A 20902-nucleotide genomic window follows, 5' to 3' on the forward strand; every position below is an offset into this window, starting at 1 on the left:
GACGATGAAAAAGAAAAGACCCGTACTTCAGGATGTAGCCGATCTTGTCGGCGTGACCAAAATGACGGTCAGTCGCTATTTACGCAACCCGGAGCAGGTCTCCGAAGCGCTGCGTGGCAAGATTGCCGTTGCCCTCGATGAACTGGGTTATATTCCCAATCGCGCCCCTGACATTCTCTCCAACGCCACCAGCCGCGCTATTGGCGTGCTGCTGCCATCGTTAACCAACCAGGTATTCTCGGAAGTGCTGCGCGGGATTGAAAGCGTCACTGACGCCTTCGGCTATCAAACCATGCTGGCGCACTACGGCTACAAGCCGGAAATGGAAGAGAAACGCCTCGAATCGATGCTCTCCTGGAACATTGACGGCCTGATCCTCACCGAACGCACCCATACGCCCCGCACCCTGAAGATGATTGAAGTCGCCGGCATTCCGGTGGTGGAGCTAATGGACAGCCAGTCACCGTGCCTCGATATCGCGGTCGGTTTCGATAACTTCGAAGCGGCGCGGCAGATGACGGCGGCGATTATCGCCCGCGGCCACCGCCACGTTGCTTATCTCGGCGCGCGTCTTGATGAACGTACTATCATCAAACAGAAGGGGTACGAGCAGGCGATGCTCGATGCGGGCATGACGCCCTACAGCGTGATGGTGGAGCAGTCCTCGTCCTATTCATCCGGGATTGAGCTGATGCGCCAGGCGCGCCGCGAATACCCGCAGCTTGACGGCATCTTTTGCACCAACGATGACCTCGCGGTCGGCGCGGCCTTTGAGTGCCAGCGCCTGGGGCTGAAGATCCCGGACGACATGGCGATAGCCGGTTTCCACGGCCACGATATCGGCCAGGTGATGGAGCCGCGGCTGGCCAGCGTCCTGACCCCGCGCGAGCGGATGGGGCGCATTGGCGCCGAACGTCTGCTGGCGCGCATTCGTGGCGAAGCGATTACCCCTAAGATGTTAGATTTAGGTTTCACATTGTCACCGGGCGGATCAATTTAAACTGACAAGTTTGAAGTAGATCACACATATTCACATCTGGCACGAATGGATATTGCTTCTCCACAGGTCCGGCATGACAATGTTACCGATAACAGTTACCCGTAACAATTAACCGATACGCCGCCTTCGCGCTCAATGAGTCAGCCCCGGCGCGGCGTACCTGTCCGGTGGGAGGATGCTTTGAGCACGACTAATCATGATCACCACGTCTACGTTCTGATGGGCGTTTCCGGCAGCGGGAAATCCGCTGTCGCCAGCGAAGTGGCGCATCAGCTGCATGCCGCGTTTCTCGACGGCGACTTTCTGCATCCGCGCAGCAATATCACCAAGATGGCCTCCGGTGAGCCGCTCAACGATGACGACCGTACCCCGTGGCTGCAGGCGCTAAATGACGCCGCGTTTGCCATGCAGCGTACCAATAAGGTGTCGCTGATCGTCTGTTCGGCGCTGAAGAAGAGCTATCGCGACATTCTGCGCAAGGGCAACCCGAACCTCTCCTTCATCTACCTGAAAGGCGACTTCGAGGTGATCGAAAACCGTCTGAAGGCGCGTAAAGGGCACTTCTTCAAAACCCAAATGTTGGTGACGCAGTTTGAAACGCTGCAGGAACCAGGCGCCGACGAGAGCGATGTGCTTATCGTCGATATCGACCAGCCGCTGGAAGGCGTGGTGGCCAGCACCATTGAGGTGATCAACAAAGGCAGTCACTAGTGAGTACTTTAACGCTTGTTTTAACAGCAGTCGGCTCGGTATTGCTACTGCTGTTTTTAGTCATGAAGGCGCGGATGCACGCCTTCGTGGCTTTGATGGTGGTTTCTATTGGCGCAGGTCTCTTCTCCGGCATGCCGCTGGATAAAATCGCGGCGACGATGGAGAAGGGGATGGGCGGTACGCTGGGCTTCCTGGCGATCGTCGTCGCGCTGGGCGCGATGTTCGGGAAGATCCTGCATGAAACGGGGGCGGTCGATCAGATTGCCGTCAAGATGCTCAAATCCTTCGGCCACAATCGCGCGCACTATGCGATTGGTCTCGCCGGCCTCATCTGCGCGCTGCCGCTGTTTTTCGAAGTGGCGATCGTGCTACTGATCAGCGTCGCCTTCTCGATGGCGCGCCATACCGGCACTAACCTCGTGAAGCTGGTGATCCCGCTGTTTGCCGGGGTGGCCGCCGCCGCGGCGTTCCTGCTGCCGGGACCGGCGCCGATGCTGCTGGCGTCGCAAATGCACGCCGACTTTGGCTGGATGATCCTGATTGGCCTGTGCGCGGCCATTCCGGGAATGATTATCGCCGGGCCGCTGTGGGGCAACTTCATCAGCCGCTACGTTGAGCTGCATATTCCTGACGACGTGACGGAGCCGCATCTCGGCGAAGGCAAAATGCCCTCCTTCGGCTTCAGCCTGTCGCTGATCCTGCTGCCGCTGGTGCTGGTAGGCCTGAAAACCATCGCCGCGCGCTTTGTGCCGGTGGGGTCGACCGCTTACGAATGGTTTGAATTTATCGGTCACCCATTCACCGCGATCCTGGTAGCCTGCCTGGTGGCGATCTACGGCCTGGCGGTACGTCAGGGGATGGCGAAAGACCGGGTGATGGAGATCTGCGGTCATGCGCTGCAGCCGGCGGGCATTATCCTGCTGGTGATCGGGGCAGGCGGCGTCTTCAAGCAGGTGCTGGTTGACTCCGGCGTCGGCCCGGCGCTGGGTGAAGCGCTGACCGGTATGGGGCTGCCGATCGCCATTACCTGCTTCGTGCTGGCGGCGGCGGTGCGTATCATCCAGGGCTCCGCCACCGTGGCGTGCCTGACGGCGGTCGGCCTGGTGATGCCGGTGATTGAGCAGCTGAACTACAGCGGCGCGCAGATGGCGGCCTTGTCTATCTGTATCGCCGGCGGCTCGATTGTCGTGAGCCATGTGAACGACGCCGGCTTCTGGCTGTTCGGTAAATTTACCGGCGCCACCGAAGCCCAGACGCTGAAAACCTGGACGATGATGGAAACCATCCTCGGCACCACCGGGGCGATTGTCGGCATGATTGCCTTCCAGCTGCTGAGCTAAGTCTGTTCGCCACCCGCTCGCGGGCGGCCAAAAGCCAGGGTAACGCCGTTTACCCTGGCTTCCCGGCGATAAGCCGCGCTTTTTCCCTCTTTTCTCTTCCCGCTCCTCGCCCTTATTAGCGCTACGACGATGCTCGTATCCTTCGGCAAGCCTTGCTGCACCTGGGTTTGTTGCCTCTTTTTGGCAAGGGGAAAATCAGCGGATTTCGCGCTTAATCCATAATCAGGATCAATAAAATCGCGACGGAAAATGTTCCATTCCCTGGGTGATTTCCCCGATAATCATTGCGCTTTGACGACGACCAGCGACGGTGGACAATGTGCAGGATAAGTTGCTTTTCTGATTGTTCAGCAATCATTGATTAATTTCACTTGCGACTTTAGCTGCATTTTGTAAGGTGAGGGATAATCCAGTTGGAAACTGGTCAGGCACAAACAGCACACACCTCGCAGGAATACGTTATGAAAAATGTTGGTTTTATCGGCTGGCGCGGAATGGTCGGCTCTGTTCTCATGCAACGCATGGTTGAAGAGCGCGATTTCGACGCCATTCGCCCGGTGTTCTTCTCTACCTCCCAGCTGGGACAGCCAGCGCCGTCTTTCGGCGGTAGCACCGGTGGCACGCTTCAGGATGCGTTCGATCTGGACGCGCTGAAGGCACTGGACATTATTGTCACGTGCCAGGGCGGCGATTACACCAACGAGATTTACCCGAAGCTGCGCGAAAGCGGCTGGCAGGGTTACTGGATTGACGCCGCCTCTTCGCTGCGCATGAAGGACGATGCGATCATTATCCTCGACCCGGTTAACCAGGACGTGATCACCGCCGGCCTGAACAACGGCGTAAAAACCTTTGTCGGCGGCAACTGTACCGTCAGCCTGATGCTGATGTCCCTCGGCGGCCTGTTTGCCCAGGATCTGGTGGAGTGGGTCAGCGTGGCGACATACCAGGCGGCTTCCGGCGGCGGCGCGCGTCATATGCGCGAACTGCTGAGCCAGATGGGCCAGCTGCACAACCACGTCGCGGCAGAGCTGGCGGACCCGGCTTCCGCCATTCTGGATATCGAGCGCAAAGTGACGTCGCTGACCCGCAGCGGCGAGCTGCCGGTGGATAACTTCGGCGTACCGCTGGCGGGCAGCCTGATCCCGTGGATCGACAAACAGCTGGATAACGGCCAGAGCCGCGAAGAGTGGAAAGGCCAGGCGGAGACCAACAAGATCCTCGCCACCTCGTCCGTTATCCCGGTAGACGGCCTGTGCGTCCGCGTTGGCGCGCTGCGCTGCCACAGCCAGGCGTTCACCATTAAGCTGAAAAAAGATGTCTCTATCCCGACCGTTGAGGAGCTGCTGGCCGCGCACAACCCGTGGGCCAAAGTGGTACCGAACGATCGCGACATTACCATGCGCGAGCTGACCCCAGCCGCGGTGACTGGCACCCTGACCACCCCGGTAGGTCGCCTGCGTAAACTGAATATGGGGCCGGAGTATCTGTCGGCCTTTACCGTTGGCGACCAGCTGCTGTGGGGCGCCGCGGAGCCGCTGCGCCGGATGCTTCGCCAGCTGGCGTAAGCGCAGGATGAACAGAAAGGGGGTCTTCGAGCCCCCTTTTTTTTTGCGTAATACAAGGAGTAAACGCGGATGTTAGATTTTTCCCCACGGAGGTAACTCAGCCTTGGCTATGCTTTAAGTAAGGAATTCCTTACCTGAAGGTGGGACGGAGCAGAAGGATGCAGAAAGCGCTGCGCCGTTCAGGTCAAAAAAAGTCGCCAGTTACAGGAATGAGCGACACTTACAACAGGATGAAAGCATGTCTAATCATATCGATAGAGACGTGATTAATGCGCTAATCGCCGGTCATTTCGCGGACCCTTTTTCCGTGCTCGGCATGCACCGTACCGACGCCGGGCTGGAAGTGCGCGCATTATTACCCGATGCCACCGATGTGTGGGTTATTGAACCGAAAACCGGACGCAAAGTCGGCAAGCTCGAATGCCTCGACTCGCGTGGTTTCTTCAGCGGCGTTCTGCCGCGGCGTAAAAACGCCTTTCGCTATCAGCTGGCCGTCACCTGGCACGGGCAGCAGAATCTGATTGATGACCCTTATCGCTTTGGTCCGCTGCTGCAGGATCTTGACGTCTGGCTGCTGTCGGAAGGGACCCACCTGCGCCCTTACGAAACGCTGGGCGCGCACGCCGCCACCATGGACGGCGTCACCGGCACCCGTTTCTCGGTATGGGCGCCGAACGCCCGTCGCGTCTCAGTGGTGGGGCAGTTTAACTACTGGGACGGCCGGCGCCACCCGATGCGATTCCGCAAAGAGTCCGGCATCTGGGAACTGTTCGTCCCCGGCGCGCACAATGGCCAGCTGTATAAATTCGAGCTGATTGACGCCCACGGCCATCTGCGGGTCAAAGCCGACCCTTACGCCTTTGAATCGCAAATGCGTCCGGAAAGCGCCTCGCTTATCTGCGACCTGCCGCCTAAAGTCGAACAGCCGGCGGACCGCAAAGCGGCGAACCAGTTCGATGCCCCTGTCTCTATCTATGAAGTGCATCTTGGCTCATGGCGTCGTCATACCGACAATAATTTCTGGCTGAGCTACCGCGAGCTGGCCGACCAGCTGGTGCCCTACGCAAAATGGATGGGCTTCACCCATCTCGAGCTGCTGCCGGTTAATGAGCACCCGTTCGACGGCAGCTGGGGCTATCAACCCACCGGCCTCTATGCGCCGACCCGCCGATTCGGCACCCGCGATGATTTCCGTTACTTTATCAACGCCGCGCACGCCGCCGGGCTAAACGTCATTCTGGACTGGGTGCCTGGCCACTTCCCGGCGGATGATTTTGCCCTTGCCTCTTTCGATGGCACCGCCCTGTATGAGCACAGCGATCCGCGCGAGGGGTATCACCAGGACTGGAATACCCTGATCTACAACTACGGACGCCGCGAAGTCAGCAACTTCCTGGTGGGAAATGCGCTGTACTGGATCGAACGCTTCGGCATCGATGCTCTGCGCGTCGACGCGGTGGCCTCGATGATCTATCGCGACTATAGCCGCAAGGCGGGGGAGTGGATCCCCAACGAATACGGCGGCCGGGAAAATCTGGAAGCCATTGAGTTTCTGCGCAACACCAACCGCATCCTTGGCGAACAGACGCCGGGCGCGGTCACCATGGCGGAAGAGTCCACCGATTTCGCCGGGGTAACCCGTCCGCCAGCCGGCGGCGGCCTCGGTTTCTGGTTCAAATGGAACCTCGGCTGGATGCACGACACCCTGGATTACATGAAACTCGATCCGGTGCACCGCCGCTTCCATCACGACAAAATGACCTTCGGCATGCTCTACAACTACACCGAGAACTTTGTGCTGCCGCTCTCCCACGATGAAGTGGTGCACGGCAAAAAATCGATTCTCGACCGCATGCCGGGGGACGCCTGGCAGAAGTTCGCCAACCTGCGCGCCTACTACGGCTGGCTGTTCGCCTTCCCGGGGAAAAAGCTGCTGTTTATGGGCAATGAGTTCGCCCAGGGCCGCGAGTGGAACCACGACGGCAGCCTCGACTGGCATCTGCTGGAGGGCGGCGACAACTGGCACCACGGCGTCCAGCGGCTGGTGCGCGACCTGAACCATACCTATCGCCACCATAAGGCGCTGCACGAGCTGGACTTTGACCCGTACGGCTTCGAATGGCTGGTGGTGGACGACCACGAGCGCTCAGTGTTTGTCTTTGTGCGCCGCGACCGGGCGGGGAACGAGATTATCGTCGCCAGCAACTTCACGCCGGTGCCGCGCCACGACTACCGCTTCGGCATCAACCAGCCGGGCCGCTGGCGCGAGGCGTTGAATACCGACTCAATGCACTATCACGGCAGCAACCAGGGCAACGGCGGGGTGGTGGAAAGCGATGCCATCCCCAGCCACGGTCGCGAACATTCGCTGTCCCTGACCCTGCCGCCGCTGGCGACGATCTGGCTGGTCCGGGAGGCGCAATGACCAACCTCGCGGCAGGCAAGCCTGCGCCGTTGGGCGCCAGCTATGACGGCAAGGGGGTGAACTTCGCCCTCTTCTCCGCCCACGCGGAGCGGGTGGAGCTGTGCGTGTTCGACGAGCAGGGCAACGAGCAACGCTTCGATCTCCCGGCGCGCAGCGGCGACATCTGGCACGGCTGGCTGGCTGCCGTCGGGCCGGGCCTGCGCTACGGCTACCGGGTGCATGGCCCCTGGGATCCGGCGCAGGGACACCGCTTTAACCCGGCCAAGCTGCTGCTCGATCCCTGCGCTCACCGGGTTGAGGGCGATCTGCCGGACGACGAGCGCCTGCACGGCGGAATGTGGCAACCGGATCATCGCGATAGCGCCGCGATAGCGCCAAAATCGCAGGTAGTGGATCTGCGTTACGACTGGCTGGGCGATAAACCGCCGCGTACCCCGTGGGGGGAAACGGTGCTTTATGAAGCGCACGTGAAAGGGCTCACCCTGCTTAATCCGCAGCTGCCGGAAGCCATCCGCGGAACGTATAAGGCGCTGGGCCACCCGGTGATGATCGCTTACTTCAAATCGCTGGGCATCAGCGCCCTTGAACTGTTGCCGGTGGCGCAGTTCGCCAGCGAGCCGCGACTGCAGCGGATGGGGTTGAGCAACTACTGGGGCTACAACCCGCTGGCCTGGTTCGCGCTGGATCCGCGCTATGCCAGCGACCCGACGCGCGCCCTGGATGAGTTTCGCGATGCGGTTAAGGCGCTGCACGCCGCCGGTATCGAGGTGATTCTGGATATCGTGCTCAACCATAGCGCGGAAATCGATCTTGAAGGTCCCACCGTCTCCCTGCGCGGAATCGACAACCGTAGCTATTATTGGGTAAGGGAAGATGGCGATTATCACAACTGGACCGGGTGCGGGAATACGCTCAATCTCAGCCACCCGGGGGTAGTGGAACTGGCGCGCCAGTGTTTGCGCTTCTGGGTGGATGAGTGCCATGTCGACGGTTTTCGCTTCGATCTCGCCTCAGTGATGGGGCGGACGCCGGAATTCCGCCAGGATGCGCCGCTGTTCGAGGCTATCCGCCACGACAGCGTGCTGTCGCAGGTGAAACTGATCGCCGAACCCTGGGATATCGGCCCGGGGGGCTACCAGGTGGGCAATTTTCCCCCGCTGTTCGCCGAGTGGAACGACCATTTTCGCGATAGCGCCCGCCGCTTCTGGCTGCAGCAAAACGTCTCCCTGGGGGATTTCGCGCAACGCTTCGCGGCCTCCAGCGATCTCTTTGCCCGTGATGGCAAGCCGCCATCGGCGACGGTCAATCTGGTGACGGCCCACGATGGCTTCACGCTGCGCGACTGCGTTTGTTTCAATCAGAAACACAATGAGGCGAACGGGGAGGAGAATCGCGATGGGACTAACAATAACTACAGCAACAATCATGGTATAGAAGGATTAGAAGCTAATTTTGCGGTGATTGAACGGCGACGCGCCAGCGTGCATGCGCTGCTGACGACGCTGCTGCTGGCTCAGGGGACGCCGATGCTGTTGGCGGGCGATGAGCAGGGCCACAGCCAGCACGGCAACAATAATGCCTACTGTCAGGACAACGCCCTGACCTGGCTCGACTGGCGCCAGGCGAACCCGGGATTAACCGCCTTTACCGCGGCGCTGATCCACCTGCGCCGGCGCATTCCGGCGCTCACCCGCAACCGCTGGTGGCAGGAGGGGGATGGCAGCGTCCGCTGGCTTAATCGCCATGCCCAGCCGCTGACTGCCGGGGAGTGGCAGCAGGGGGCAGCGTGTATGCAGATCCAGTTGTCGGATCGCTGGCTGCTCACGCTGAACGCCACCGCAGAGGTGGTCGATATGGTTTTACCCGAGGGGGAATGGCGCGCCGTTCCTCCATTCGCCGGAGAGGATAATCCGGTCATCATGGCTGTCTGGCATGGGCCCGCGCACGGAGTGTGCGTATTTCAAAGGTCGTAAGCCCTGAAGCTTCCGGTTGAACCCGTGGCGGCGGCGCGGCGGGATGAGCAGGAAAGCGGGGGTGTAAAAAGGAGTTAATCATGGTTAGGCTTGAAAAAAACGATCCGCTGATGCTGGCGCGTCAATTACCTATCAAATCCGTGGCGTTGATCCTCGCGGGCGGCCGTGGCACCCGGCTTAAGGATCTCACCATTAAGCGTGCGAAACCTGCTGTTCACTTCGGCGGCAAGTTCCGTATTATCGATTTCGCATTATCTAACTGCATTAACTCAGGGATCCGCCGCATCGGCGTTATTACCCAGTATCAGTCGCATACGCTGGTGCAGCACATCCAGCGCGGCTGGTCGTTCTTCAGCGAAGAGATGAACGAGTTTGTCGATCTGCTGCCGGCCCAACAGCGCGTACACGGCGAAAACTGGTATCGCGGCACGGCGGACGCGGTGACGCAGAACCTGGACATCATCAGCCGCTACAAGGCCGAGTACGTGGTGATCCTCGCGGGCGACCATATTTATAAGCAGGACTACTCGCGCATGCTGATCGACCATGTCGAAAAAGGGGCGCGTTGCACCGTGGCCTGCATGCCGGTGCCCATTGAAGAGGCATCCGCCTTCGGCGTCATGGCGGTCGACGAAAACGAAAAAATCATTGAGTTTGTCGAGAAACCCGCCAACCCGCCGGCGATGCCGACCGACCCGACCAAATCGCTGGCCAGCATGGGCATTTATGTCTTCGACGCCGCCTATCTTTATGAGCTGCTGGAAGAAGACGATCGCAACGAGAACTCCAGCCATGATTTCGGCAAAGACATCATTCCGAAGATCACCGAAGCTGGCATGGCTTATGCACATCCTTTCCCGCTCTCCTGCGTGCAGTCCGACCCGAACGCCGAGCCGTACTGGCGCGACGTGGGGACGCTTGAGGCCTACTGGAAGGCCAACCTCGATCTGGCGTCAGTTACGCCGGAGCTGGATATGTACGACCAGAACTGGCCGATCCGTACCCATATGGAATCGCTGCCGCCGGCGAAGTTCGTGCAGGACCGTTCCGGAAGCCACGGCATGACCCTGAACTCGCTGGTCTCCGGGGGCTGCATTATCTCCGGGTCGGTGGTGGTGCAGTCGGTGCTGTTCCCGCGCGTGCGGGTGAACTCATTCTGTAACATTGATTCGGCAGTCTTGTTGCCAGATGTCTGGGTGGGGCGCTCATGCCGCCTGCGTCGCTGCGTGATTGACCGCGCCTGCGTCATCCCGGAAGGAATGGTGATTGGTGAGAACGCGGAAGAGGATGCACGCCGCTTCTATCGCTCAGAGGAAGGTATCGTGCTGGTGACCCGCGACATGCTGCGGAAATTGGGGCACAAACAGGAGCGCTAATGCAGGTCTTACATGTATGTTCTGAGATGTTCCCGCTGTTAAAGACGGGCGGTCTGGCGGACGTCATCGGCGCGCTGCCGGCGGCGCAAATCGCGGAGGGTATCGATACGCGCGTGCTGTTGCCGGCGTTTCCCGATATCCGCCGCGGCGTGGTGGATGCCCAGGTGGTGACCCGCCGGGATACGTTCGCCGGGCGGATCACGCTGCTGTACGGCCACTTTAACGGCGTGGGGATCTATCTGATAGACGCCCCGCATCTCTATGACCGGCCGGGGAGCCCTTACCACGATACCAACCAGCACGCTTATACCGACAACGTTCTGCGCTTTGCGCTGCTGGGCTGGGTGGGAAGCGAAATGGCCAGCGGACTGGATCCGTTCTGGCGCCCGGATGTGGTCCATGCCCACGACTGGCACGCCGGCCTGACGCCGGCCTACCTGGCGGCGCGCGGGCGTCCGGCTAAATCGGTCTTTACCGTGCACAACCTGGCGTACCAGGGGATGTTTTACTCCTGGCATATGAATGATATCGAGCTGCCGTGGTCGTTTTACAACATGCATGGCCTCGAGTTTAACGGCCAGATCTCGTTTCTGAAGGCCGGTCTTTACTACGCCGACCATATTACGGCGGTGAGCCCGACCTATGCGCGCGAGATCACCGAGCCGCAGTACGCCTACGGCATGGAGGGGCTGCTGCGTCAGCGCCATCATGAAGGGCGGCTGTCGGGAATTCTCAACGGCGTTGACGACGGTATCTGGAGCCCGCAAAACGACCTCCTGCTGCCGATGCGCTACGATCGCGACACGCTGGAGGAGAAGGCGGAGAACAAGCGTCAGCTGCAGATCGCCATGGGCCTGAAGGTCGATGATAAAGCGCCGCTGTTTGCCGTCGTCAGCCGTCTCACCAGCCAGAAAGGGCTCGATCTGGTGCTTGAAGCGCTGCCGGGCCTGCTTGAGCAGGGCGGCCAGCTGGCGCTGTTGGGCGCCGGCGACCCGGTGCTGCAGGAAGGGTTCCTCGCCGCCGCTGCCGAACACCCGGGCAAGGTGGGGGTGCAGATTGGCTATCATGAGGCCTTCTCCCACCGCATTATGGGGGGCGCCGACGTCATTCTGGTCCCGAGCCGCTTTGAACCCTGCGGCCTGACCCAGCTGTACGGTCTGAAGTACGGTACGTTGCCGCTGGTGCGCCGCACCGGCGGGCTGGCGGACACGGTCTCTGACAGTTCGCTGGAGAACCTTGCCGATGGTCTGGCGACAGGTTTTGTCTTTGAGGACAGCAATGCGCTGTCATTGCTGCGCGCTATACGTCGCGCCTTTGTCCTCTGGTCGCGCCCATCGCTCTGGCGCTATGTGCAGCGTCAGGCGATGAATATGGATTTTAGCTGGCAGGTTGCCGCGAACTCCTATCGCGAACTTTATCAACGCTTGATGTAATCACTGGAGTCATTGTTATGAATGTACCCTTTAGCTATGCATCACCGACGCTGAGCGTTGAGGCGTTAAAACATTCTATTGCCTATAAGCTGATGTTTATCATCGGTAAAGATCCGGCCATCGCCAACAAGCATGAATGGCTTAACGCCACGCTGTTTGCCGTTCGCGATCGCATGGTGGAGCGCTGGCTGCGCTCCAACCGCGCGCAGCTCTCGCAGGAAGTGCGCCAGGTATACTATCTGTCGATGGAGTTCCTGATCGGCCGTACCCTCTCGAATGCCCTGTTGTCGCTCGGCATCTATGACGATGTGAGCAGCGCGCTGGCGGAGATGGGGCTCGATCTCGAAGAGCTGATCGATGAAGAGAACGACCCGGGGCTTGGCAACGGCGGTCTGGGCCGCCTGGCGGCCTGCTTCCTTGACTCCCTGGCGGCGCTGGGGCTGCCGGGACGTGGCTACGGGATCCGCTACGACTACGGGATGTTTAAACAGAATATCGTCGATGGCCGGCAAAAAGAGTCCCCTGACTACTGGCTGGAGTACGGTAACCCGTGGGAGTTTGAGCGCCACAACACCCGCTATAAAGTGCGCTTCGGCGGCCGCATTCAGCAGGAGGGGAAGAAAACCCGCTGGATAGAGACGGAAGAGATCATTGCCGAAGCCTACGATCAGATTATCCCCGGCTTTGACACCGACGCCACCAACACGCTGCGTCTGTGGAGCGCGCAGGCCAGTAGCGAAATTAACCTCGGTAAGTTTAACCAGGGCGACTACTTCGCCGCGGTAGAGGATAAGAACCACTCCGAAAACGTCTCCCGCGTCCTCTATCCGGACGACTCGACCTACTCCGGCCGCGAGCTGCGCCTGCGCCAGGAGTATTTCCTCGTCTCGGCCACGGTGCAGGATATTCTGAACCGCCACTATCTGTTGCATAAGACCTATGACAACCTGGCGGACAAGATAGCCATCCACCTGAATGACACCCACCCGGTGCTGTCGATACCGGAGCTGATGCGCCTGCTTATCGACGAGCATAAATTCAGCTGGGACGAGGCGTTCGAGGTGACCTGTCAGGTCTTCTCTTATACCAACCATACCCTGATGAGCGAAGCGCTCGAGACCTGGCCGGTGGATATGCTGGGCAAAATTCTCCCGCGCCATCTGCAGATTATCTTTGAGATTAACGACTACTTCCTCAAGACCCTGCAGGAGCAGTATCCCAACGATACCGCGCTGCTCAGCCGGACCTCGATTATCGACGAGTCAAACGGCCGTCGCGTGCGGATGGCCTGGCTGGCGGTGGTGGTCAGCCACAAGGTCAATGGGGTGTCGGAGCTACATTCCCGATTGATGGTGGAGTCGCTGTTTGCCGAATTCGCCAAAATTTTCCCGATGCGCTTTATCAACGTGACCAACGGCGTCACGCCGCGCCGCTGGCTGGCGCTGGCCAACCCGCCGCTGTCGAAAGTGCTGGATGAGCATATCGGCCGCACCTGGCGGACCGATCTGAGCCAGCTTGACGAGCTGAAGCAGCATATCGACTATCCGACGGTCAATCAGGCAGTGCGTCAGGCTAAACTGGAAAACAAACAGCGGCTGGCCAGCTATATTGCGCAGCAGCTTAATGTGGTGGTGAATCCGAAGGCGCTGTTTGATGTGCAGATCAAACGCATTCACGAGTACAAACGCCAGCTGATGAATGTGCTGCACGTCATTACCCGCTATAACCGGATCAAAGCCGATCCGCAGGCGGAGTGGGTGCCGCGGGTGAACATTTTCGCCGGTAAGGCGGCTTCAGCCTACTACATGGCCAAGCATATTATTCACCTGATCAACGATGTGGCGGCGGTGATCAATAACGATCCGCAGATTGGCGACAAGCTGAAGGTCGTTTTTATCCCCAACTACAGCGTCAGCCTGGCGCAGCTGATCATTCCGGCGGCAGACCTGTCGGAACAGATCTCGCTCGCAGGCACGGAAGCCTCCGGCACCAGTAATATGAAGTTTGCCCTTAACGGCGCGCTGACGATCGGCACCCTCGACGGGGCGAACGTGGAGATGCAGGAGCACGTGGGCGAAGAGAATATCTTTATCTTCGGCAACACCGCGGAAGAGGTGGAGGAGCTGCGTCGCAGCGGCTATAAACCTCGCGAATATTACGAGCAGGATGAAGAGCTTCACCAGGCGCTGACGCAGATCGGTACCGGCGTTTTCAGTCCGGCGGAACCGGGGCGCTACCGCGACCTGCTGGATTCGCTGATTAACTTTGGCGACCACTACCAGGTGCTGGCGGACTATCGTAGCTATGTGGACTGCCAGGATCGCGTCGACGAGCTGTATCAACATCCGGAAGAGTGGGCCTACAAGGCGATGCTGAATATTGCCAATATGGGCTACTTCTCTTCCGACCGGACGATCCAGGAGTACGCGAAATATATCTGGCATATCGACCCGGTAAGGCTGTAAGCCAGTCAACGCAACACAACGGGGCCATTTGGCCCCGTTGTTTCATTATTGCGGTTGGATCCGGCCTCAGGCGTTTCCCCAGGCCCGCGCAGCCGGGCGCGTTAAGACGCTAACGACAGCTCAGACTTTCCCGCATGCTGCGCCAGCCATTCGCTGATGCGCGCCTGCTGCTCGCCATTCAGCCACATGCCCTGTTTGGTTCGACGCCAGATGGCGTCATCCAGGCTGCGCACCCATTCATGCTCAACCAGATACTTCAGCTCGGCTTCATAAAACTCATGGCCGAAATCTTCCCCCAGATCGCTCAGGGCGCTGGCTTCCTTGAGGATCCACTCGCTGTTGCTCCCGTAGGTGCGGGCATAATGGCGGGCCAGTGATTCACTGATGAACGGGAAGCGACGGCGCAGTTTTGCCGCGTAGTCGTCGCGGTCGCCGCCGATATCGCCGCCTGGGAGCACCGCGGTTTTGGTCCATGCCGGGCCGATCCCTTTGTAATAGGGGGTCAGTTTTTCCAGCGCATGCTCGGCCAGTTTGCGATAGGTGGTCAGCTTCCCGCCGAAGACGGAGAGCAGCGGCGCCTGGCCGTTCTCATCGTGAATATCCAGCGTGTAGTCGCGGGTGATCGCCTGCGGTGAATCCGACTCGTCGTCGCACAGCGGACGGACGCCGGAGTAGGTCCAGACGATATCGTCCCGGCTGAGGGTCTTTTTAAAGTGCGCGTTATAGACGTTCAGCAGGTAATTAATCTCTTTATCATCAATGGCCACCGCTTTCGGATCGCCCTTATACTCGACGTCCGTCGTGCCGATGATGGAGAACTCATCCATCCACGGGATAACAAACACAATACGTTTATCTTCGTTTTGCAGAATGTAGGCCTGCTTCTGGGTATGCACCCGCGGCACCACGATGTGGCTGCCCTTGATCAGGCGGATACCGTAAGGCGAGCGGAGATGCATCCCTTCGTCGAAGAACTGTTTGACCCATGGACCGGTGGCATTGACCAGACCGCGCGCCTTCCAGGTAAACTTCTCGCCGCTATCGATATCTTCCGCTTCCACCACCCACAGGCCGTTCTCCCGTTTTGCCGAGATGGCGCGAGTGCGGGTCCGCACCTCGCCGCCTTTGCGGACGACCATCTGCGCGTTGGCCAGCACCAGGCGGGCATCGTCGACCCAGCAGTCGGAATATTCGAAACCGCGCACAATTTCCGGCTTAAGTACCGATTCTGCGCCAAAACGCAAGCCGGTGGATCCCGGCAGACTGGTGCGTTTGCCCAGATGATCGTACATAAACAAGCCGATGCGGATCATCCATGCCGGACGCAGATGCGGGCGATGCGGGAGACGAAAGCGCATCGGGAAGGCGATATGCGGGGCCATTTTTAACAGCACTTCGCGTTCGGCCAGCGCTTCGCTGACCAGGCGGAACTCATAGTGTTCGAGGTAGCGTAGCCCGCCGTGGATCAGTTTGGAACTGGCGCTGGAGGTGGCGCAGGCGAGATCGCGCGCTTCCAGCATCAGTACGGATAAACCACGCCCGGCGGCATCTGCCGCGATACCGGCACCGTTGATGCCTCCGCCTATCACAATCAGATCTTTGGTTTCCACGTTCTTACCCTCTCACACTTTCGTTTAAGCTCACAAATGCTCGATATCGCTCACTATAGCAAACAAACGCGCTTTTGGTAACATCAAAAAAACATTTTGGAGTGATGGGTGTAACATATTGGCGTTTCTTTACCGCCTGACGGTACACTACAGGGTAAAATTGGGCCGGCCACTGCCCGTCATGACGAGAAAGAGAAGAGAACCATGGAACAGTTTGAATGTATCAACGTTGAAGAAGCGCACCAGAAACTGCATCAGCAGACGGCGGTTTTGGTCGATATCCGCGATCCGCAAAGCTATGCGATGGGCCATACGCCGGGCGCGTTTCATCTGACCAACGATACCCTGGGCGCGTTTATGCGTGACAACGACTTTGACACGGCGGTGATGGTGATGTGCTATCACGGCAACAGCAGCAAGGGCGCCGCGCAGTATCTGCTGCAGCAGGGGTTTGATAAGGTCTACAGCGTTGACGGCGGGTTCGACGCCTGGCATCGCCATTTCCCGGCGGAAGTGGCGCACGGGACGTTTTAACGACTGGCAGGTATACTATCTCCCTTTGTGTGGAATAAGCGATTCGCTGCATGTTAATGATTACCTCTTTTGCCAACCCGCGCGTGGCCCAGGCGTTTGTCGATTATATGGCGACGCAGGGGATTATCCTGACTATCCAGCAGCACACCCAGAGCGACGTCTGGCTGGCTGATGAGAGTCAGGCCGGGCGCGTCAGGGCTGAGCTGGCGCGTTTTCTCGAAAACCCGGCGGACCCGCGCTATCTGGCGGCGAGCTGGCAGTCCGGACAGACCAACAGCGGGTTGCGCTATCAGCGCTTTCCTTTCTTTGCCACGCTGCGGCATAACGCCGGCCCGTTCACCTGGGCGATTCTGCTGATCTGCATCGCGGTGTTCATCCTGCAAAATCTGCTGGGCGATCAGCCGGTGATGATTTGGCTGGCCTGGCCCTACGATCCTTCGCTGCAGTTCGAAGCCTGGCGCTATTTCAGCCATGCTTTCATGCATTTCTCGCTGATGCATATTCTCTTCAACCTGCTATGGTGGTGGTATCTCGGCGGCGCGGTGGAAAAGCGCATCGGCAGCGGCAAGCTGGTGGTGATCACCGTCATCAGCGCCCTGCTGAGCGGCTTTGTGCAGCACCAGTTTAGCGGCCCGTGGTTTGGCGGGCTGTCGGGCGTGGTTTACGCGCTGATGGGCTATGTCTGGCTGCGGGGCGAGCGCGATCCGCAGAGCGGTATTTATCTGCAGCGCGGGTTGATACTCTTCTCTTTAGTGTGGTTAATTGCTGGCTGGTTTGACGTTTTCGGCATGGCGATCGCTAACGGCGCGCACGTGGCTGGTCTGGCGACCGGCCTGGCGATGGCGTTTGTCGATACCTTGCATGGGCGAAAACGCGCATAAAGACTTACCGACAGGGGTCGGGTAGGCGACATTTTTCCAGGGATATTTCATGAAACAAACACAACGTCATGACGCCATTATCGAGCTGGTAAAAAAACAGGGTTACGTCAGCACGGAAGAGCTGGTTGAGCAGTTCGCGGTCAGCCCGCAGACCATCCGCCGCGACCTGAACGATTTAGCCGAACAGAAAATGATCCTCCGTCATCACGGCGGCGCGGCGCTGCCCTCCAGCTCGGTGAACACCTCCTGGCACGATCGCAAAGCGACCCAGACGGCGGAGAAAGAGCGTATCGCCCGGCGGGTGGCCAGCGAGATCCCGGACGGGGCGACGCTGTTTATCGATATCGGCACCACGCCGGAAGCGGTGGCGCACGCCCTGCTCGATCACAACGATTTGCGGATTGTGACCAATAACCTGAACGTCGCCAACACGCTGATGGTGAAAGAGGACTTCCGCATTATTCTCGCCGGCGGCGAACTGCGCAGCCGCGACGGCGGGATCATCGGGGAAGCCACCCTCGACTTTATCTCGCAGTTCCGTCTCGACTTCGGCATTCTCGGCATCAGCGGCGTCGACAGCGATGGCTCGCTGCTGGAGTTTGATTATCATGAAGTGCGCACCAAGCGCGCGATTATTGAGAATTCACGCCACGTGATGCTGGTGGTGGATCATACCAAGTTTGGCCGTAACGCGATGGTCAACATGGGCAGCATCAGCATGGTCGATGCGGTCTATACCGATGTGCTGCCCCCGGCGGGCGTGCTCAAGGTCATCACCGATAACAACCTCCAGCTCGAGCTGTGCTAAGCGACAACGGCGTCGTCAGACGCCGTATCCCATCATCTTAAGCAACTGCTGGGCATGCTGCACCGCGTCCTGACGGTGGGCGACGCCCAGTTTCTGATACAGGTTGCGAATATGGGTCTTGATGGTGGTGGCCGCCACGTCAAGCTCGCCGGCAATCTGCTCGTTGCTGTAGCCGGAATAGATTAAGCCAAGCACCTGCCATTCGCGCTGGGTCAGCGGGCTGGTGCGGATAAGCTCCGGCACCTCGGGGTGATTCAGCAGCCGCTCGACGAACCCTTCGTCAAAGTGGGCGAATTTGTGGCGATGATGCTGGTTGATGTCGCGCAGAATACGCTGGGCGCGATGCTGCTCCAGCTCCGGCAGGGTGTTCAGCTGGATCAGCTGGCGCAGCTGCTGGGCCATCGCCTCGCCTTCAATCACAAAGTGGTTGATAAAGCCGGTGCGGTTGGCGAGCGTCAGGGCTTCCAGCAGGGCTTTCTGCGCTTCGCTCTTGCGTCCTGCCTGCCAGTACAGCTGGTTGAGCAGCAGCAGGTTGCGGTTGAGATCGCTCATCAAACGCAGTGAACGCGCATTTTCGTTCAGCTCTTCCAGCACCATTTCCGCCGGTTCGAAATCGCCCAGCAGGATCTGCGCGCGGGCAATATTGCGCCACTGGCTCTGCAGGAAGTGGTTATTGGCGAATTCCGGCTTCGGCGTCTGGCGCAGCCAGTTGGCCGCCGCGGTTTTATCGCCGGTCATCTGCCAGTAGATCACCCGCACCTTGTCGGCGTTGGAGACCCAGTCGCTGTGGTAGTGACCGTTACCGAGCAGATTTTCCAGCCGGTTCAGGTGGCTACGGGCATTATCCAGATCGCCGCGCGCCAGCGAGCATTGCACCATCAGCGCCAGGCACTGCAGCTGCTGCTGCGGTTGATAAGTTGAGAGAACCGCCATCCCCTGGCGGGCGCAGGCTTCAGCCTCGTCGAGGCGCGCCCATGCCCACAGCAGCTGAGAGCGGATGCGCAGCAGGAACTCATGCATCGGTAGCTGCTCAAGATGCTGTTCGCGTACCAGATGGAAGGCTTTCTCCTGGCTCTCCCAGGCGGCCTGCAGGAAGCCCTGGGCGAACAGAATTTCGCTTTGCTGAATGATGCTCCACAGGGCGTAATGCCAGACGTCGTGACGGCGGGCCATCTGTTCGGTCTGCTGCATCACGGCGAGAGATTTGGTCAGTTTCCCCTTACAGTGGAGGACTTCGCCATGTACTGAGGTGGCGACGATGCGGCTGTAATAGTTGGCCAGCGGCAGCTCTTCCAGCGCCACCATCGACAGACGTTCCGCTTCGTCCTGGTCGCCGTCGTTAATCGCCACCTGCGCGCGCAGGGCGTTGAAGTCGCCATGCATCGCGGTATCCATTTCGACGCTCATCTCCTGCTCGGCGCGCGCCAGCAGGGTGTTGACTTCGCTGTAGCGATGCTGGCTCTGCATCAGCCAGGCCTGCAGCAGGATCAGGCGCGGATTTTCCAGCAGATTTGACCAGGGCAGCGCCGACAGCGACTGCTCCAGCAGACCCAGTTCGCTATGGTTGAACATGCCCCAGGCGTGATTGAGCAAGATATCGCGCAGCATTTTGGCATCGCCGGCCGCCAGCGCATGATGGATGGCCTCGCTGGGGAAGCCTTGCGCCATCCAGCTCTCCGCCGCGGCGCGGTGGATCTCCGGCAGTTCAACCGCCAGCTCCCACTGACAGCGCTGGCGCAGGAAACTGCCAAACAGCGGGTGATAGCGGAACCATTCGCCGGAATCATCCATCCGCTGCAGGAACAGCCCCTGACGTTCGATCTCCTCCAGCTGCATCTGGCCATTCTCTTCGCCGGTGACGCGCACGATTAACGCGTCGTTCATTGAGCGCAGCAGAGAGCTCTTTAGCAAAAAGTTGCGCGTGCGGGCGTCGACGTTATCCAGCACTTCATCCACCAGATAATCCGACAGATGGCTGGCGTTAATCCCGGCGAGGCGACGGGCGGAGTGTTGGGCGGAGGAGTTATTCTGGCGGGCGGAGAGGGCGATGAGCTGCAGCGCGGTGGCCCACCCGGCGACGTCGTCGCACAGCCGACTGCTGTCGTCGGCTTCGATAGGCGACGTCAGACGACAGTCGAAAAATTGTTTCGCTTCCTGGTGGGTAAAGGCCAGCTGCTGGCTGCCAATCTCCAGCAGCTGATCGCGGACGCGCAGGTTGGCAATGCCCAGCTGCGGCAGGTTCCGCGACAGGACCACGAGGGTCATATTCTCCGGCTGATGGCGCAGGAAAAAGCGCATCGCGTCATGGATCACCGGATTATTGATCAGGTGATAATCATCAATGACGAGGTACAGCGGGCGCTGCCAGTCGGCGAGTTCAATAAACAGCTGCGCAAAAAGAGAGGAGAGGCTGGCGTACTGGCGCTTTTGCACCATCGCTTCACTGGCCGCGCAGTGGTTGCCGGTGGCCTGCTGGATCGCCGCGATCAGATAGCTGGCAAAACGCTCCTGCTGGTTGTCGCCTTCGTCCAGCGAAAACCACCCAAGATCGTTTTTACCTGCGGCCCACTGAGAAATGAGCGTTGTTTTACCGTACCCGGCAGGACTGGTGATCAGCACGAGACGATAATTGTTCGCGCCGGAAAGTTTCGCCAGTAAACGCTCACGAACCACGGTGTGTTCAAGGCGGACCGGACGACTTAATTTGGACGGAATCAACATAGTTCTACATTTCGCTGTGCAAGAGAGAGGTTGCGATTTTTTTTGCGCTTCGTAATT

The 20902-nt window shown here is 59.3% G+C and carries 14 protein-coding genes and 1 pseudogene; 12 read left to right on the top strand and 3 right to left on the bottom strand.

Annotated features, from left to right (window positions below; translation table 11 throughout):
* Positions 1-4: 4 nt before the first annotated feature.
* From gntR to gntU, 3 genes are all read left to right on the top strand, one after another.
* A complete protein-coding gene (gene gntR, locus ABLV54_RS01120) occupies positions 5-1000 on the top strand; it encodes a gluconate operon transcriptional repressor GntR (RefSeq protein WP_023291217.1) in 996 nt (331 codons plus the stop codon).
* Between the two features lie 180 nt (positions 1001-1180).
* Complete coding sequence (gntK, locus tag ABLV54_RS01125) at positions 1181-1711, top strand: gluconokinase (protein ID WP_004202126.1); 531 nt, start codon at positions 1181-1183, stop codon at positions 1709-1711.
* On the top strand, positions 1711-3051 hold the full coding sequence (gene gntU, locus ABLV54_RS01130; RefSeq protein ID WP_004202127.1) for a gluconate transporter: 1341 nt from the start codon (positions 1711-1713) through the stop codon (positions 3049-3051). The genes gntK and gntU overlap by 1 nt, the downstream gene beginning before the upstream one ends.
* Here the strand turns inward: gntU and ABLV54_RS01135 are convergent.
* Positions 3048-3409, bottom strand: a pseudogene (locus ABLV54_RS01135) (hypothetical protein). The gene gntU and the pseudogene ABLV54_RS01135 overlap by 4 nt on opposite strands.
* Before the next feature lie 103 nt (positions 3410-3512).
* Here ABLV54_RS01135 and asd point away from each other — a divergent pair.
* The 6 genes from asd (at position 3513) to glgP (ending at position 14291) form a co-directional block, all read left to right on the top strand.
* Positions 3513-4619 (top strand): aspartate-semialdehyde dehydrogenase, encoded by a 1107-nt coding sequence (asd, locus tag ABLV54_RS01140; protein WP_023291215.1) that lies wholly within the window; start codon positions 3513-3515, stop codon positions 4617-4619.
* Positions 4620-4857: 238 nt separating this feature from the next.
* Positions 4858-7044 carry a 1,4-alpha-glucan branching enzyme gene (gene glgB / locus ABLV54_RS01145; RefSeq protein WP_023291214.1) on the top strand — a complete coding sequence of 729 codons (2187 nt, stop codon included), beginning with the start codon at positions 4858-4860 and terminating at the stop codon, positions 7042-7044.
* Positions 7041-9017, top strand: coding sequence for a glycogen debranching protein GlgX (glgX, locus tag ABLV54_RS01150; protein WP_023291213.1), 1977 nt, complete (start codon positions 7041-7043; stop codon positions 9015-9017). The genes glgB and glgX overlap by 4 nt, the downstream gene beginning before the upstream one ends.
* 80 nt (positions 9018-9097) lie before the next feature.
* Complete coding sequence (gene glgC, locus ABLV54_RS01155) at positions 9098-10393, top strand: glucose-1-phosphate adenylyltransferase (RefSeq protein ID WP_002920566.1); 1296 nt, start codon at positions 9098-9100, stop codon at positions 10391-10393.
* Positions 10393-11826 (top strand): glycogen synthase GlgA, encoded by a 1434-nt coding sequence (gene glgA, locus ABLV54_RS01160; protein WP_004202133.1) that lies wholly within the window; start codon positions 10393-10395, stop codon positions 11824-11826. Before glgC ends, glgA begins: the two co-directional genes overlap by 1 nt.
* Positions 11827-11843: 17 nt before the next feature.
* On the top strand, positions 11844-14291 hold the full coding sequence (gene glgP, locus ABLV54_RS01165; RefSeq protein ID WP_023291212.1) for a glycogen phosphorylase: 2448 nt from the start codon (positions 11844-11846) through the stop codon (positions 14289-14291).
* A 101-nt stretch (positions 14292-14392) separates the two neighbouring features.
* On the opposite strand, the gene glpD is transcribed toward glgP, so the two are convergent.
* Positions 14393-15901 (bottom strand): glycerol-3-phosphate dehydrogenase, encoded by a 1509-nt coding sequence (gene glpD / locus ABLV54_RS01170; protein ID WP_004202136.1) that lies wholly within the window; start codon positions 15899-15901, stop codon positions 14393-14395.
* A 204-nt stretch (positions 15902-16105) separates the two neighbouring features.
* Between glpD and glpE the strand changes: the two genes are divergently transcribed.
* From glpE to ABLV54_RS01185, 3 genes are read left to right on the top strand one after another with little or no spacing between them, the layout of a single operon-like run.
* Positions 16106-16435: a thiosulfate sulfurtransferase GlpE gene (gene glpE, locus ABLV54_RS01175; RefSeq protein WP_023291211.1), complete on the top strand. Its 330-nt coding sequence runs from the start codon at positions 16106-16108 to the stop codon at positions 16433-16435.
* A 50-nt stretch (positions 16436-16485) separates the two neighbouring features.
* Positions 16486-17316, top strand: a complete 831-nt coding sequence (gene glpG / locus ABLV54_RS01180; protein ID WP_004151408.1) for a rhomboid family intramembrane serine protease GlpG — start codon at positions 16486-16488, stop codon at positions 17314-17316.
* Between the two features lie 49 nt (positions 17317-17365).
* Positions 17366-18124 (top strand): DeoR/GlpR family transcriptional regulator, encoded by a 759-nt coding sequence (locus tag ABLV54_RS01185; protein ID WP_002920548.1) that lies wholly within the window; start codon positions 17366-17368, stop codon positions 18122-18124.
* Positions 18125-18139: 15 nt separating this feature from the next.
* Here ABLV54_RS01185 and malT read toward each other — a convergent pair whose 3' ends face one another.
* Positions 18140-20845 (bottom strand): HTH-type transcriptional regulator MalT, encoded by a 2706-nt coding sequence (gene malT, locus ABLV54_RS01190; protein ID WP_023291210.1) that lies wholly within the window; start codon positions 20843-20845, stop codon positions 18140-18142.
* Between the last annotated feature and the right edge of the window lie 57 nt (positions 20846-20902).

Source organism: Klebsiella sp. JB_Kp042 (assembly GCF_040065275.1).
In the GTDB taxonomy this organism is placed as follows: Bacteria; Pseudomonadota; Gammaproteobacteria; order Enterobacterales; family Enterobacteriaceae; genus Klebsiella; species Klebsiella quasipneumoniae.

Excerpts from the sequence above, each read along its gene's own strand:
- gntR (WP_023291217.1), top strand. The coding sequence starts at position 5 with ATGAAAAAGAAAAGACCCGTACTTCAGGATGTAGCCGATCTTGTCGGC.
- glgP (WP_023291212.1), top strand. The coding sequence starts at position 11,844 with ATGAATGTACCCTTTAGCTATGCATCACCGACGCTGAGCGTTGAGGCG.
- ABLV54_RS01185 (WP_002920548.1), top strand. The coding sequence starts at position 17,366 with ATGAAACAAACACAACGTCATGACGCCATTATCGAGCTGGTAAAAAAA.
- glpG (WP_004151408.1), top strand. The coding sequence starts at position 16,486 with ATGTTAATGATTACCTCTTTTGCCAACCCGCGCGTGGCCCAGGCGTTT.
- glgX (WP_023291213.1), top strand. The coding sequence starts at position 7,041 with ATGACCAACCTCGCGGCAGGCAAGCCTGCGCCGTTGGGCGCCAGCTAT.
- glpE (WP_023291211.1), top strand. The coding sequence starts at position 16,106 with ATGGAACAGTTTGAATGTATCAACGTTGAAGAAGCGCACCAGAAACTG.
- glgB (WP_023291214.1), top strand. The coding sequence starts at position 4,858 with ATGTCTAATCATATCGATAGAGACGTGATTAATGCGCTAATCGCCGGT.
- glgA (WP_004202133.1), top strand. The coding sequence starts at position 10,393 with ATGCAGGTCTTACATGTATGTTCTGAGATGTTCCCGCTGTTAAAGACG.
- asd (WP_023291215.1), top strand. The coding sequence starts at position 3,513 with ATGAAAAATGTTGGTTTTATCGGCTGGCGCGGAATGGTCGGCTCTGTT.
- glgC (WP_002920566.1), top strand. The coding sequence starts at position 9,098 with ATGGTTAGGCTTGAAAAAAACGATCCGCTGATGCTGGCGCGTCAATTA.
- malT (WP_023291210.1), bottom strand. The coding sequence starts at position 20,845 with ATGTTGATTCCGTCCAAATTAAGTCGTCCGGTCCGCCTTGAACACACC.